We start from the raw sequence: 14,018 nt of genomic DNA, 5'->3' as shown, positions 1-14,018 counted from the left end.
CGGCCGGGTGCGGCAGGATCGACAACATGGATCTCGGACTGACCGATCGGGTGTACGTACTCACCGGCGCCTCCCGGGGGCTGGGCTACGCGACCGCGGAGTGCCTCGTCGCCGACGGCGCCCGCGTCGTGCTCTCCGCCCGCGACGCCGACGCGGTGACCGCCGCCGCGCAGCGCCTCGGCGGGCCGGAGCGGGCCGTCGGGTTGACCGCCGACCTGGCCGACCCGGAGACGCCGGAGCGCCTCGTGGCGGCGGCCCGGGAACACTTCGGACGGCTGGACGGGGCACTGGTCTCGGTCGGCGGGCCACCACCGGGCAACGCCGCCTCGGTCAGCGACGCGCAGTGGCGCCACTCCTTCGAGACGGTCTTCCTCGGCACCGTCCGCATGGTCCGTACCGTCGCCGGCCACCTGGCCGAGGGCGAGGGTGGCGCGGTCGGGCTGGTCCTGTCCACCTCGGTCCGCAGCCCGGTTCCCGGCCTGGGCATCTCCAACGCCCTGCGGCCCGGCCTCGCGGGGATGGCCAAGGACGTCGCCGACGAGTACGGGCCCCGGGGCGTGCGGGTGGTCGGTCTGCTGCCCGGGCGGATCATGACCGACCGCAACGTGGAGCTCTTCGCCGCCACCGGCGACCCCGAGCGGGCCCGGGCGGAGGCCGAGGCGGCCATCCCGCTGCGCCGCATCGGCGCCCCGGCCGAGTTCGGCCGGGTGGCCGCGTTCGTGCTCTCCCCCGCCGCCAGCTACCTGACCGGCGTCACCGTGCCGGTCGACGGCGGCGTGCTGCGGGGCCTTTGATGGCCGCGCCCGCCGGTGGGCCGGGCCGCGGCGCTCGCGCCGGAGGGCGGGCGCGGGCTGCGGACGGGGCGGGCCGGCACCCTCGCCCGACCCGGGAGGAACTCGCCGCGGCGGCGGAGCGCACCATTGCCGACGTCGTCGCACCCGACCTGGACGTGCTGTTCGTCGGGATCAACCCGGGCCTGTGGTCGGCGGCGACCGGGTGGCACTTCGCCCGGCCGGGCAACCGGTTCTGGCCCGCACTGCACCGGGGCGGGTTCACGCCCCGGTTGCTGCACCCCAGCGAGCAGGACGGGCTGCCGGGGTACGGCCTGGGCATCACCAACATGGTCGCGCGGGCCAGTGCACGGGCCGACGAGCTGACCGCGGCCGAGTTGGTCGAGGGGGCGGAGATCCTCGCCGGCAAGGTCGAGCGGTACCGCCCCCGGTGGGTCGCCGTGGTGGGGGTGACCGCGTACCGGATCGGGTTCGCCCGGCCGAAGGCGGCCTTCGGCCCGCAGCCGGAGCCCCTCGCCGGCGCCCGCCTCTGGGTGCTGCCCAACCCCAGCGGCCTGAACGCGCACTTCACGCCCGAGACGCTCGGGGCCGCGTTCGGCGAGTTGCGGGCGGCGGTCGCCGCGAGCTGAGAAGTCAGTTGGCCGCGGCGGGTGGCAGGGCCTCGTCGGCGAGGTAGGGCCGAAGCGGCGGCACGGCCACCGGCTCGGGGCCGGTCGCGTCGACGTACGGGGTGGGCGAGTCGGCGACCGCGAACTGGGTGCGGTAGAGCTCGGCGTAGAGCCCGCCCACGGCCACCAACTCCTCGTGCCGCCCCCGCTCGACGATCCGCCCGTCGTCGAGCACCAGGATCTGGTCGGCGTCGCGGACCGTCGAGAGCCGGTGCGCGATCACCAGCGCGGTACGCCCGGTCAGCGCCACCGACAGCGCCCGCTGCACCGCTGCCTCGCTCTCCGAGTCGAGGTGGGCGGTCGCCTCGTCGAGGATCACGATCGACGGGGCCTTGAGCAGCAGCCGGGCGATGGCGATGCGCTGCTTCTCGCCACCGGAGAAGCGGTAGCCGCGCTCGCCGACGAGGGTGTCCAGCCCGTCCGGCAGCGACCGGACCAGGTCGGCGACCTGCGCCCCGGCCAGGGCCGCCCAGATCTCGTCGTCGGTGGCGCCCGGCTTGGCATAGCGCAGGTTCTCGGCGATGGTCTCGTGGAACAGGTGCGAATCCTGGGTGACCACGCCGATCTCGTCGCGCAGCGAGTCGAGCGTGGCGTCGCGGACGTCGACCCCGCCGACCAGCACCCGCCCGTCGGTGACGTCGTAGATGCGGGAGATCAGCATGGACAGCGTCGACTTGCCGGCGCCGGAGGGGCCGACCAGCGCCACCATCTGCCCCGGCTCGACCGCGAACGAGACGCCCTTGAGCACGGGCTCGTTGACCGTACGGTCGAGCGCGGCGACCTCCTCCAGGGAGGCGAGCGAGATCTCGGCGGCGCTGGGGTAGCGGAACCGGACGCCGCGGAACTCGACCCGACCGCTGGCCCGGGGCACCGGCACGGCGTCGGGCTTCTCCTCGATCGTCGGCGTCAGGTCGAGCACCTCGAAGACCCGGTCGAAGGAGACCAGCGCGCTCATCACGTCGACCCGGACGTTGGACAGCGCGGTCAGCGGGCCGTAGAGGCGGGTGAGCAGCAGGGCGAGGGTCACCACGGTGCCGGCGCTGACGTTGCCGGTTACCGCGAGCCAGCCGCCGAGGCCGTAGGTGAGGGCCTGGGCCAGCGAGGCGACCAGCAGCATCGCCACGAAGAAGGTCCGCGAGTACATCGCGGACTGGATGCCGATGTCGCGGACCCGCTCGGCCCGTGCGGCGAACCGGCGCGCCTCCACCTCGGGCTGGCCGAAGAGCTTCACCAGCAACGCGCCCGACACGCCGAACCGCTCGGTCATCGTCGCGTTCATCTTGGCGTCGAGGTTGTACGACTCGCGGGTGATCTCGGCGAGCCGCTTGCCGACCCGGCGGGCCGGGATGATGAAGACCGGCAGCAGCACCAGCGAGAGCGCGGTGATCTGCCAGGAGAGGGTGAACATCACCGCGGCGGTGAGCACGAGCTGGATGACGTTGCTGACCACCCCGGACAGCGTCGAGGTGAACGCCCGCTGCGCGCCGAGCACGTCGTTGTTGAGCCGGCTGACCAGCGCACCGGTCTGGGTGCGGGTGAAGAACTGCAGCGGCATCCGCTGAACGTGGTCGTAGACCCGGGTGCGCAGGTCGAGGATGATGCCCTCGCCGATGCGGGCCGAATACCACCGCTGGGCCAGGGAGAGCAGCGCGTCGAGCACCGCGAGCCCGGCGATCACGAGCGCCAGCCGGACCACGACGCTGCCGGCGTCGGTGCCACCCCGGCTGATCGTGTCGATCACGTCACCGGCGAGCACCGGGGTGGCGACGCCGATGACCGCGGCCAGCACCACGGTGACCAGGAAGACGACGATGTCCCGGCGGTAGGGCCGGGCGAAGGCCACGATCCGGCGGGCGACCCCGCGCTTGAGGCGGTGGGTGGAGATCTCGTCGCGGTTGCGCATCGACCGGAGCATGCTCCAGCCGGCCACGCCGCCGCCGGACATCGAGCCTGACACGTTCACCTCCGGGTCGTCGGGTTGACCGCACCGTCAGGTCAATTCTCCCGACGACTCTGACAACCTCGTTCGCGATCCGGATCTTCCCGAACGGTCCCTGCTACTCTCCCCGGCCGGCGAGGTCGCGCAGCCGGCGGGTCTGCGCCTCCCGCTCGGCCCGCTGCTGGTCGGCGGCGGACCGGTTGGTGGCCCCGGCCAGCAGGGCCTTGATCTCCACCACCGCGTTGCGGTTGTTGGCCAGCAGCCCGGCGGTCAGGTCACGCACCGCGGCGTCCAGGTCGGCGTTCGGCACCACCAGGGTGGCCAGGCCGATCCGGTCCGCCTCGGCGGCGTCCATCCGCCGGCCGGTGGCGCAGATCTCCAGCGCGCGGCTGTAGCCGACCAGGTCGACCAGGCGACCGGTGCCGGCGAGATCCGGGACCAGGCCGAGCGTCACCTCGGCCATGGAGAGCTTCGCGTCCTCGGCGAGCACCCGCAGGTCGCAGGCGAGGGCCAACTGGAAGCCGGCGCCGATCGCGTGCCCCTGCACGGCGGCGATCGTCACGACGTCCGGGCGGTGCAGCCAGGTGAAGCCGCCCTGGTATTCCGCGATCCGGTCGGCGCACTCCTGCTCGGACATGGTGGCCAGTTCGGCGAACGAACCCGGGCCTGAGGCGCCGGCGACCGACAGGTCGAGGCCGGCGGAGAACGCCCGCCCCTCGCCGCGCAGGACCACGACGCGTACGTCGCCGGGGAGGTCCCGGGAGAAGTCGCTCATCGCGCGCCACATCGCCGGGGTCTGCGCGTTGAGCACGTCGGGCCGGCACAACGTGACCGTCGCGACCGGCCCGTCGCATTCCAGCCGGACCCCGGTCGCCTCGGCGGTCACCGAGCGATCCGGGGAGCGGCGCTGACGGACGACGATGCTGGGCGGGTCACGCCTTTTTGCGGCGTCGGGCGCCGCCACGCTGCCGCAGCTGAACCCCGGACTCGGTGAGCACCCGGTGGATGAACCCGTACGAACGGCCGGTCGAGGCCGCGAGCGCGCGGATGCTCTCACCCGAGGTGTACCGCTTTACCAGGTCCTTGGCGAGCGTCTGACGCTCGGCTCCGACGATCCGGCGACCCTTCTCAGTGCTGGTGGCTGTGCCAGTGGCTGCCATGCTGTGTCCTCACGTCCCAGACTGTGCGGTTCGGATACGGTCCCACCTATTAGACCGTCTCGAACGATCATGCGCCAGATATCAACTCTTCGCCAACCGACACGCTACGCGATGTCAGCTTCCCGATAGATTGACCTTTCTCCCCCGCCTGAAGCATGGGATTCCCGCCCTGGCCCGCTGCCCTTTCGGCGGGCCGGGACGGGTCAGGCGAGTTCGACGAGTTCGAGCAGGTCGTCGCTCCAGGCGTCCTCGTCGCCGTCGGGCAGCAGGATGGCGCGGTCGGGCTTGAGCGCCATGACCGCGCCGGGGTCGTGGGTGACCAGCACGATCGCGCCCGGATAGCGGGCGATGGCGTCGAGCACCTGTTCCCGGCTGACCGGGTCGAGGTTGTTCGTCGGCTCGTCGAGCAGCAGCACGTTCGCCCCGGAGCAGACCAGGGTGGCCAGCGCGAGCCGGGTCTTCTCACCGCCGGAGAGCACCCCGGCCGGCTTGTCGACGTCGTCGCCGGAGAACAGGAACGCCCCGAGGATCTTGCGCAGGTCGGTGTCGGTCTGCTCGATGGCGGCGCTGCGCATGTGGTCCAGCACCGTCCGGTCCACGTCGAGCGTCTCGTGCTCCTGCGCGTAGTAGCCGAGCCGCAGGCCGTGGCCGGCGTGCACCCCGCCGGTGTCGGGCTCCAGCAGACCGCCGAGCATCCGCAGCAGGGTGGTCTTGCCGGCGCCGTTGAGCCCCAGGATGGCGACCCGGGAGCCCCGGTCGACCGCCACGTTGACGTCGGTGAAGATCTCCAGCGAGCCGTACGACTTCGACAGGCCGGTCGCGGTGAGGGGCGTCTTGCCGCACGGGGCCGGGCTCGGGAAGCGCACCTTCGCCACCCGGTCGGCGACACGCACCTCCTCCAGACCGGAGATCAGCTTCTCGGCCCGCCGGGCCATGTTCTGCGCGGCGACGGTCTTGGTGGCCTTGGCCCGCATCTTGTCGGCCTGCGCCATCAGCGCGCCGGCCTTCTTCTCGGCGTTGGCCCGTTCCCGGCGGCGGCGCCGCTCGTCGGTCTCGCGGGCCTCCAGGTACGCCTTCCAGCCCAGGTTGTAGACGTCGACCACGGAGCGGGTGGCGTCGAGGAACCACACCTTGTTGACCACCGACTCCAGCAGCGAGCCGTCGTGGGAGATCACGATCAGGCCGCCCTTGTGGTTGGCGAGGAAGCTGCGCAGCCAGGTGATCGAGTCGGCGTCGAGGTGGTTGGTCGGCTCGTCGAGCAGCAGGATGCCGCCGCCGTTCTCGCCCGCGTCGCGGAACAGGATCCGGGCCAGCTCGATGCGGCGGCGCTGACCGCCGGAGAGCGTGCCGATGGTCTGGGCGAGCGCCCGGTCCGGCAGGCCGAGGTTGGCGCAGATCCGGGCGGCCTCGGCCTCGGCCGCGTACCCGCCGAGGGAGGCGAACTGGTCCTCCAGCGCGCCGTAGCGACGGACCAGCCTGTCGTCGGCGCCGTCGGCGAGCTTGGCCTCGATCTCCTTCATCTGGGCCATCAGCACGTCCAGGCCCCGGGCGGAGAGGACCCGGTCGCGGCCGGTGACCTCCAGGTCGCCCGTGCGCGGGTCCTGTGGGAGGTAGCCGATGGCGCTGCGCCGATCGAGCTGCCCGGCGTACGGCTGGCCCTCGCCGGCGAGCACCTTGAGCGTGGTGGTCTTGCCGGCGCCGTTGCGGCCGACCAGGCCGATCCGGTCACCCGGCTGCACCCGCAGGGTGGTGTCGGACAGCAGGATCCGGGCGCCGGCGCGCAGTTCCAGGCCGGTGGCAGTGATCATGTCGGAGGACTCGCTCTCGGGGTCTGGAAGGGCTGACTCAGGGCACGCGAAAGCGCCGGCGAGCACGAGGCCCGTCGGCGCGGGGCGGTTCAGCCTTCGCAGAGCAGCACGGCGCCAAGTGTACCGGGCGCCGCCCGGCCTCCTCTCCGGATTACCGACCAAGATCATCGGGTACCGGAACGCCGTCCGGACCCGGTCCGGTACCGCAACCACCAAAACGGATCAAACGGTGATCGGGGTAGACATGGAGCTGAACCAGAACGCGCGGGTCGATACCAGCCAGGTGGACGACCGGCGAGGATCCGGCGGGGGCGGCGGCCTGGGCGGCATCCCCATCCCGATCGGTGGCGGCCGGGGCGGCATCGTCGGCATCGTCGTCGCCGTGCTCGTCGCGCTCGTCGGCGGCGGCCTCGGCCTGAACGCGGCCACCAACGGCGGCGACGAGCCGCAGGGCGACAACACGTCACTGGCGCAGAAGTGCTCCGCCGACGACGCGCTCCAGCAGCTCGACTGCCGCAACGCGCTCTACGTCAACTCCATCCAGGCGTACTGGCAGAAGGCCCTGCCCGAGGCGTTCGGCGAGCGGTACCGTCCGTCCCGGACGGTCTTCTTCAGCCAGGGCGTCAACACCGCCTGCGGGCAGGCCGACTCCGGCGTCGGCCCGTTCTACTGCCCCGCCGACGACCTCGTCTACATCGACCTCACCTTCTACCAGGTGCTCGCCCGGCAGCTCGGGGCCGAGGGCGAGTTCGCCCAGCCGTACGTGCTCGCCCACGAGTACGGCCACCACGTGCAGGACCTGCTCGGCACCGAGGCCCAGATGCGCCGCCAGCAGCAGCGCGACCCGGACAACGCGAACGCGCTCTCGGTGAAGCTGGAACTGCAGGCCGACTGTTACGCCGGCGCCTGGGCGAAGAACGCCACCGGCACCGCCGACTCCGGCGGCCAGAAGATCTTCACCAGCATCAGCGAACAGGACATCCAGCAGGCCGTCGACACCGCCGAGAAGATCGGTGACGACGCCATCTCCGATCGGGCCAACCGGCCGGTGAACCCGGACGAGTTCACCCACGGCTCCTCCGCCCAGCGCAAGGAGTGGTTCACCCGGGGCTACACCACCGGCGACCCGAAGTCGTGCGACACCTTCAGCGGGGCGCTGTGACGGCGGCGGGCCGGGCGCGCTGACCGCCTCCACGCGCAGGCACGCTACGGGCCCGGCCGTTGCGGTGACCGGGCCCGTAGCGTGCGGTGGAGCGGGGTTTCAGACCCGCTGCCAGAGCGCCGGCACGTTGGGCGGCTCCCAACCCGGCTGCGCGGTGTGGCCCTGCAGGCAGCGGTAGGACGCGCCGCCGTAGGTCACCGTCGCCCCGGCGGCGTACGCGGTACCGACCTGCCACGTGCCACCCGGCGGGTTGCTGGTCGAGGTGGGCGTGGGGGTCGGCCCGGGGCCACCGGCGGTGACCAGGGTCAGCCCGTACGCCGCCAGGATCGCGTTGACCGGCTGGAAGTACATGGTCCCGCCGGTGCTGCAGTTGCCGGAGCCACCCGAGGTGACACCCTGGGCCTGGTCGCCGGAGATCCACGAACCGCCGGAGTCGCCGGGCTCGGCGCAGGCGTTGCTCCGGGTGAGCCCGCTCACGGTGCCCTCCGGATAGGTCACCGAGGCGTTCTTCTGCTGGATGGTGCCGCAGCGCCACCCGGTGGTGGAACCGGACCGGCAGACCGCCGCGCCCACGGCGGCCTCGGTGCTGCCCGCCACCGACACGGTCCCGCCCCGGTAGTCGTTCACCAGGCCACGCGGGGTGTTACCGGCGTCCACCTGCACCCAGGCATAGTCCCGGCCGGGGAACGTGGAGCCGCGTACCGTGCCGCCCGGCTGCGAGGTGCGGGCCCCGACCCGTCCGCAGTGTCCGGCGGTGACGAAACCGCCGTTCACCGAGAACCCGACCGAGCAGCGGCTGCTGCCGGTGTAGTAGGCGTTGCCGCCGATCACGTCGGCGTACGGCTTCGGGGTCTCCGTGCTGACCTGGACGCGCAGCGCACCGGCCGGCAGCCCGGCGGCGGCGGCGAAGGACCGGGCCGCGGCCACGCCGCCGTCCCGGGCGAGGACCACGACGGCGTTGCCGGGAAGGTCGGCGTACCAGCCGACGACGGCGGCCGGCGCGGCGGCGGCCTTGCGGTTCAGCCGGTCGACCGCCCCTTCCAGGGCACGTTCGCTGTGCGTCACCGGCACCGGGACCGCGCCGAGGTTGCGCACCGACTCGGCGTCGGCGGCGCTGGTGACGCCGACCGAGACGGCGGCGCCACCGTCAGCGACCCAGGTGCCGCCGTAGCGGGCGCCGAGGGTGTCCCGCAGCACCTGCTGCACCCGGCCGGCCCGGTCGTCGACGTCGAGGCGGGCGCGGGCCTGGGCCGGGGTCAGCCGCAGGTCCCGTTGCAGGGCGGCGAACATCTCGGGGGCCACCCCGTCGGGGGCGGCGGCCGGGGCGGCGGGCGCGGGGGCGGGTTCGGCACTGGCCTGGGCGGTCAGGGCCACGGTCAGCACCAGGGCAGCGGAACTCAGGGTAGTCAGCGCCACGGTGGCTGTTCTTCGGAGCATGGGGGTCTCCTCGCGGTCAGGACAATGTGGAGGATCGGAGCGACCGGGTGCGAACAGGCACGCAGTGCCATGGAACAGCCGCCTCACCGGTGCGCTACTAGAGAGAAAACAATTGTTGTTAACTCTGTTGCCATCACCGTAGGTTAGACATCTGACGGCGTCAATACAGGTGTCGATCAATCAGAGTCCGCCCACGTCAGCGCAGGGAGCTGCCCGTGTCCCCGTCGCGCCCGCCCGATCCGGCCGCCCGCCGGACCCCGTCCGTCCGATCACGACCGGCCGTCGTCGGCGCTCCGCCAGCGCTGCCCCGGCACACCCTGACGGTGCCCGCGCCGGACGACGTGCCCTTCGCCGTCGGCACCTTCGACGAGCTCGGCCCGCTGTCCCGCGCCGCCTTCCCGCACCGGCACACCTTCTACGAGCTGGTGTACGTGACCCACGGCCGGGCGTCGCACGTCATCGACCTCGAGACCCACCCCGTCCGGCCGCCGCACCTGTTCGTCGTCACGCCCGGCCAGGTGCACCACTGGCGCGACCAGCGCGACCTACGGGGACACGTCCTGCTCTGCGCCGCCGAGTTCCTGCTGACCTTCCCGGCGGACCGCGACGCGCTGCACCGCTCGGGCCACCGCTCCTGGCGCCCCCGCGACGCCGCCCAGGCGAGGAGGATCGCCACCCTGCTGCGCTGGGCGACCGCCGAGCACCGCCGGGGCGGACCGGGCCGGGGAAGCACCCTGCGGGCCTACCTGCACCTCCTGCTCACCGAGGTGCTCAGGTCCCGCCCCACGGAGCCGGCCACCGGCCCCTCTCCCGACGCCGGCACCCGCAACCACCGGGCCGCTGCGATAGCCCGTCGCTTCGAGGAGCTGCTCGCCGAGCCGGACCTCGTCGGCGAGCCACCCCGCGCGTACGCCCGCCGGATCGGCGTGTCGGTGCGCCACCTCAACGACGCGGTGCCGCTGGCCACCGGAACCACCCCGGCCCGAATGATCCGCCGCGCCCGGGTGCTGGAGGCGAAACGGCTGCTGACCCGTACCGACCTCACCGTGGCCACGATCGCCGACCGGCTCGGGTTCGCCGACCCCGCGTACTTCTGCCGCTTCTTCCGTCGCGAGGCCGGCGACTCCCCCGGCGCGTTCCGGCGACACGGTGGAAAACACCACGATCCCGCCCTCCCACACATCGACGCACCCTGACGCCTGTCAATACCGTCGAGTCGCCAGCCGCGCCGGCCCGCCCCCGTCTCCGGGACCGCACGGGCCGGCCGGGCCAGGACATCCGTCCCCACGAGGAGGAACGTCATGAACGGTGCAGGCAGCGACGTACAGGAGCCAGACGACCCCCGCCCGCACAGCGGCGTGACACGCAAGAGCGTGCTGAGGGCGGCGGCGCTGGCCCTGCCCGCTCCGTTCCTCGTCGCCGGGGCCGCACAGGCGATGGGTACGACGGCGGGCGACCCGGCTTCGCCGCCGCCCCTCACCCCGTACTGCGACGACGGCGACGACCCGACGCCGCCGCAGATGGAGGGTCCCTACTTCAAGCCGAACTCACCGCGGCGCGCCTCGCTCGTCGAGTCCACCACCGTCGGCACCCGGCTCACCGTCATCGGTCACGTGTTCGGGCTGGACTGCCGGCCGCTCCCCAACGTGCTGCTGGACTTCTGGCAGGCGGACGCCAACGGCGGGTACGACAACGCCGGCTACCGCCTGCGCGGTCACCAGTTCACCGACGCCTCGGGCGCGTACCGGCTCAGCACGATCGTGCCGGGGCTCTACCCGGGACGTACGCGGCACATCCACGTCAAGGCGCAGGCGCCCAACCGGCCGGTGCTCACCACCCAGCTGTACTTCCCCAACGAGCCCCGCAACAACACCGACCCGATCTTCGACCCCGCCCTGGTGATGGCGGTGCGGTCGGTGAGCGGCGGCCGGGAGGCGAGCTTCGACTTCGTCCTCAACGTGACCTCGGGACCCACGCCCACCCCGACCGCCAGCACACCCGGTGGGACCTGGGCAGCCGGCACCCTCTACTCCGCCGGCGCCCGGGTCACCTACGGCAACGTCGGATACCGCTGCCTCCAGACACACACCGCCCAGACCGGCTGGGAACCGCCGAACGCGCCCGCGCTCTGGGCCCGGGACTGAGGCGGAACCATAACGGACCGGTCGCCCGTCCTGCCGTGGATGGCGGACGGGCGACCGGTCGTCCACGTACGCGACGAGGGCGCGGGCCGACGGCCCACGGCAGATCCGGTCGCACGTCCGCCCGGGGCTCAGCGCGCGGCGCGGAGCGCGGCGACCCGTTCACCGAGCCGCTCCACCTGGTGCAGCCCGTCGCGGAGCAGGTCGAGCGCGTCCCCGGGCCTCCCCCACTGGTCCAACCGCTGCGCCAGCAGCAGCACCACCGCCGCCAGCTCCCGGCGCCGCCCGGCCGCCCGGTAGCCGTCGGCCGCCGCCCGCAGGTGCCGCTCCGCGCCGGGCCGGTCGCCGGCATCGTCCCGCAGCAGGCCGCGTACCCGGTTCGCGCGGGCCAGCACCGCGTCGTCGCCCAGGTCGGTGGCGTCGCACAGCAGCGCCTCCGCACGCTCCGGCTGGCCCAGCGCGTGGTAGACCTCGGCCAACTCCACCCCGATCTCCAGGGCCAGCGTCGGGTGCCCGGTATCCGCCAGCGCGGTGTGTGCCGTCGCCAGGTCGGCGAGTGCGCCGGCCAGGTCGCCGGCCGCCCGCCGCCCCTGGCCCCGGGCCCGGTGGCAGCACGCCAACTGCACCCTCATGGCGACCTGCCGGGCCGCCTGACGGGCCTGTTCCGCGGCGACGGCGGCCTCCGCCGTCCGTCCCGAGGCGAGCAACGAGCCCGCGACGGTCAGGTGCAGATGGGCCACCCGGGCCGGCTCGGCCAGCACCGCCAGGGCCAGGGCCTGCCCGGCGGCCTCCGCGGCCGCCTCCTCCTCGCCGAGCGCGACGTGGCAGAGCGCCAGCTCCGCGTGCAGGGTCAGCAGCGTCGACGGGTCCGGAAATCCGTCCCGCGTCAGCGCGTCCCGCGCCTCGGTGAGCAGGTAGCGGGCGTACCGGGGATCGCCCGCGTGGTACACCACCGCGGCGCGGCCGGCCGCCGCCTCGGCCCGGACGTGCCCGGCCGCCCCGGCCAGCAGCGCCTCCGCCCGGTCCACCTCGGCCGACGCGGCGGCAGAATCGTCGCTGTGCAACGCGACCCCGGCCAGGCCGAGCCGGGCACGTGCCTCCAGGACTCGGTCGTCCAGCTCGGCGGCGGCCACGGCCACCTCCCGGCAGACGGCGGACGCCTCGTCGGTGGACCCGGCCAGGTCCGCGCCGACCAGCCGGAGTCGCAGGCGCACCACGTCGGCCGGCGAACGGCCGGTGGTCAGGTCCGCCGGCGTGACCCCGAGCCGTTCGGCGAAGTGGGCGACGGCGTCGGCGGAGGGCACCCGGCGACCGCCCTCCACCGCGGAGACGTAGGCCGCCGTGTACCGGGGCTCGGCCAGGGCACGCTGGGTCAACCCCCGGGCCGCCCGCAGCCGCTGGAGACGCACACCCAGCCCGTCCGCCGTCCCGTCCGCCACGACACGCTCCGGGCCGGTCACGACAGGCGCTCCGCCGCACGCAGGCCACGCCGCAGCACCGCCGCCGCCTCGGCCCGCTCCGCCCGGGCCAGCAACAGCTCGGCGAGATGGCGGCAGGTGATCACCACGTCCCCCATCAGCCCGGCCCGCTCGTACCGGTCGACCGCGCGCAGCAGCAGCCGCCGTGCCTGGTCGCCGTCGCCCTGGGCGGCCCGCACCAGCCCGCGTACCCGGTCGGCCTCGGCCATGATCTCCCGATGATCGCTGGCGGCCGCCGCCCGGGCGGCCTCCTCGGCCAGCTCCCCCGCCTCGGTCAGGGCGCCCTCCCGCCGGCGCGCCTCGGCCAGTTCCAGGGTCGCCCCGGCGTGGTCGAGCACCGCGCCGACGGCGCCCAGCATCTCCCGGGCACGGCGCAACTCCGTCGCCGCCTCCCCCGGCCGCCCGGCCCGCAGCAGCACGTAGCCACGGGCCCAGTGGCACAGGGCCACCTCACGGGTGAGCCCCAGCTCGGTGTAGCCGCGGCCGGCCTCGCGCAGGTGCCGGTCCGCCTCGTCCAGCTCGCCGTCGCGGCGCAACTGCCCGGCGATGGCGTGGAACTGCGCCACCCACTCCCCGTTGGTCACCCGGGCGAGCAGGGGCGTCACCTCCCGCTCCAACCGCCGGGCCCGGTCGCGCCAGCTCAGTTCGAGGAACGTGTACATCAGCGCGTTGGTCAGCCGCAGCTCGGCGTCGGGATCCACCGGCGGGGCCGCCCGCAGGGCCCGCAGCCCGCCCTCGAGGATCGCCACCGCCCGCGGCGCGTCCCCGGTGACCAGCAGGCAGTACGCCTGCCGGGCCAGCACCGCCGCGCGCAGCGCCGGGGACCCTTCGGACAGCTCGTCGGCCAGTTCGTCGTACCGGGCGGCGGCCTCCTCGGTCAGCCCACGGTGCAGGTGGGCCTCCGCCAGGTGGTAGCCCGCCCAGCCGGCCAGTTCGGACAGTCGGTAGCGCTCCGCCCGGCCGCGTGTCCCGGTCAGCACCCGCTCGGCGGCGTCCAACCGGCCCGCCGAAAGGTCCCGGCGGGCCGTCGCCAGCTCGGCGGCGAGCTGAGCCGAAGCGTTCGCCGGCCGGCCGTAGCGCAGGTCGTCGACCGGCAGCCCGAGCCGGTCCGCGAAGTAGGCCAGCGCCTCGGGGCTGGGCGCCCGGGCGCCGGACTCCACGGCACCCAGGAACGCCCGGGTGTAACGGGAGCCGACGATCTGCTGCTGGGTCAGGCCCCGGGCCACCCGCAGCCGCCGGATCCGGTCGCCCAGACTCTCCAGGGCCAGGTCGTCGCGGGCGGTGTCGCGGTGCGCGCCGGTGGCGTCGGCGGATGGCGGGGGCCCGTCGCTTCTGGCACCGGGCACGGCGACGTCGGCCGCAGCCGTCTCCGCCATCCTGGCTCCCTCCACCCTCGCGCTCAGCCTAGTGCGTCCGCCGGCCGGCGGCCGCGCC

12 protein-coding genes are annotated in these 14,018 nt (G+C 73.9%); 5 read left to right on the top strand and 7 right to left on the bottom strand.

Features of this window, described 5'->3' with window-relative positions; translation table 11 throughout:
* Positions 1 to 26 precede the first annotated feature (26 nt).
* Positions 27 to 794, top strand: a complete 768-nt coding sequence (locus AB0D32_RS30635) for an SDR family oxidoreductase (protein ID WP_357097667.1) — start codon at positions 27 to 29, stop codon at positions 792 to 794.
* Positions 794 to 1,420, top strand: a complete 627-nt coding sequence (gene mug / locus AB0D32_RS30630) for a G/U mismatch-specific DNA glycosylase (protein ID WP_357097665.1) — start codon at positions 794 to 796, stop codon at positions 1,418 to 1,420. The genes AB0D32_RS30635 and mug overlap by 1 nt, the downstream gene beginning before the upstream one ends.
* Before the next feature lie 4 nt (positions 1,421 to 1,424).
* On the opposite strand, the gene AB0D32_RS30625 is transcribed toward mug, so the two are convergent.
* The 4 genes from AB0D32_RS30625 to AB0D32_RS30610 form a co-directional block, all read right to left on the bottom strand.
* The gene (locus AB0D32_RS30625; protein ID WP_357097704.1) at positions 1,425 to 3,404 is read right to left on the bottom strand and encodes an ABC transporter ATP-binding protein; all 1,980 of its coding nucleotides are present in this window, start codon (positions 3,402 to 3,404) and stop codon (positions 1,425 to 1,427) included.
* 112 nt (positions 3,405 to 3,516) lie between these two features.
* Positions 3,517 to 4,284, bottom strand: coding sequence for an enoyl-CoA hydratase/isomerase family protein (locus AB0D32_RS30620; RefSeq protein WP_357097663.1), 768 nt, complete (start codon positions 4,282 to 4,284; stop codon positions 3,517 to 3,519).
* 46 nt (positions 4,285 to 4,330) lie between these two features.
* A complete protein-coding gene (locus AB0D32_RS30615; RefSeq protein ID WP_007462679.1) occupies positions 4,331 to 4,558 on the bottom strand; it encodes a helix-turn-helix domain-containing protein in 228 nt (75 codons plus the stop codon).
* Positions 4,559 to 4,761: 203 nt separating this feature from the next.
* Positions 4,762 to 6,366 (bottom strand): ABC-F family ATP-binding cassette domain-containing protein, encoded by a 1,605-nt coding sequence (locus AB0D32_RS30610; protein WP_357097660.1) that lies wholly within the window; start codon positions 6,364 to 6,366, stop codon positions 4,762 to 4,764.
* A 244-nt stretch (positions 6,367 to 6,610) separates the two neighbouring features.
* Here AB0D32_RS30610 and AB0D32_RS30605 point away from each other — a divergent pair, with 244 nt between their 5' ends.
* Entirely contained in the window at positions 6,611 to 7,528 is a 918-nt protein-coding gene (locus tag AB0D32_RS30605; RefSeq protein WP_357097702.1) for a neutral zinc metallopeptidase, read from the top strand.
* A gap of 99 nt (positions 7,529 to 7,627) precedes the next feature.
* On the opposite strand, the gene AB0D32_RS30600 is transcribed toward AB0D32_RS30605, so the two are convergent.
* Positions 7,628 to 8,965, bottom strand: a complete 1,338-nt coding sequence (locus tag AB0D32_RS30600) for a carbohydrate-binding protein (protein ID WP_357097658.1) — start codon at positions 8,963 to 8,965, stop codon at positions 7,628 to 7,630.
* Between the two features lie 215 nt (positions 8,966 to 9,180).
* On the opposite strand from AB0D32_RS30600, the gene AB0D32_RS30595 reads away from it, so the two are divergent.
* Complete coding sequence (locus AB0D32_RS30595; RefSeq protein WP_357097656.1) at positions 9,181 to 10,161, top strand: helix-turn-helix domain-containing protein; 981 nt, start codon at positions 9,181 to 9,183, stop codon at positions 10,159 to 10,161.
* A gap of 105 nt (positions 10,162 to 10,266) precedes the next feature.
* Positions 10,267 to 11,109, top strand: a complete 843-nt coding sequence (locus tag AB0D32_RS30590; protein ID WP_357097654.1) for a carbohydrate-binding protein — start codon at positions 10,267 to 10,269, stop codon at positions 11,107 to 11,109.
* A gap of 128 nt (positions 11,110 to 11,237) precedes the next feature.
* Here the strand turns inward: AB0D32_RS30590 and AB0D32_RS30585 are convergent, their stop codons facing one another.
* Both AB0D32_RS30585 and AB0D32_RS30580 read right to left on the bottom strand, forming a co-directional pair.
* On the bottom strand, positions 11,238 to 12,566 hold the full coding sequence (locus AB0D32_RS30585; protein WP_357097652.1) for a helix-turn-helix transcriptional regulator: 1,329 nt from the start codon (positions 12,564 to 12,566) through the stop codon (positions 11,238 to 11,240).
* On the bottom strand, positions 12,563 to 13,960 hold the full coding sequence (locus AB0D32_RS30580) for a helix-turn-helix transcriptional regulator (RefSeq protein ID WP_357097649.1): 1,398 nt from the start codon (positions 13,958 to 13,960) through the stop codon (positions 12,563 to 12,565). The genes AB0D32_RS30585 and AB0D32_RS30580 overlap by 4 nt, the downstream gene beginning before the upstream one ends.
* Positions 13,961 to 14,018 lie beyond the last annotated feature (58 nt).

The organism is Micromonospora sp. NPDC048170 (genome assembly GCF_040652795.1).
GTDB lineage: Bacteria > Actinomycetota > Actinomycetes > Mycobacteriales > Micromonosporaceae > Micromonospora.
This window is presented reverse-complemented; position numbering and strand designations above follow the sequence as displayed.

Bases quoted from the DNA above. Each gene is read 5' to 3' on its own strand.
- AB0D32_RS30635 (WP_357097667.1), top strand. From the start codon at position 27: ATGGATCTCGGACTGACCGATCGGGTGTACGTACTCACCGGCGCCTCC.
- mug (WP_357097665.1), top strand. From the start codon at position 794: ATGGCCGCGCCCGCCGGTGGGCCGGGCCGCGGCGCTCGCGCCGGAGGG.
- AB0D32_RS30625 (WP_357097704.1), bottom strand. From the start codon at position 3,404: ATGTCCGGCGGCGGCGTGGCCGGCTGGAGCATGCTCCGGTCGATGCGC.
- AB0D32_RS30615 (WP_007462679.1), bottom strand. From the start codon at position 4,558: ATGGCAGCCACTGGCACAGCCACCAGCACTGAGAAGGGTCGCCGGATC.
- AB0D32_RS30610 (WP_357097660.1), bottom strand. From the start codon at position 6,366: ATGATCACTGCCACCGGCCTGGAACTGCGCGCCGGCGCCCGGATCCTG.
- AB0D32_RS30605 (WP_357097702.1), top strand. From the start codon at position 6,611: ATGGAGCTGAACCAGAACGCGCGGGTCGATACCAGCCAGGTGGACGAC.
- AB0D32_RS30600 (WP_357097658.1), bottom strand. From the start codon at position 8,965: ATGCTCCGAAGAACAGCCACCGTGGCGCTGACTACCCTGAGTTCCGCT.
- AB0D32_RS30590 (WP_357097654.1), top strand. From the start codon at position 10,267: ATGAACGGTGCAGGCAGCGACGTACAGGAGCCAGACGACCCCCGCCCG.
- AB0D32_RS30580 (WP_357097649.1), bottom strand. From the start codon at position 13,960: ATGGCGGAGACGGCTGCGGCCGACGTCGCCGTGCCCGGTGCCAGAAGC.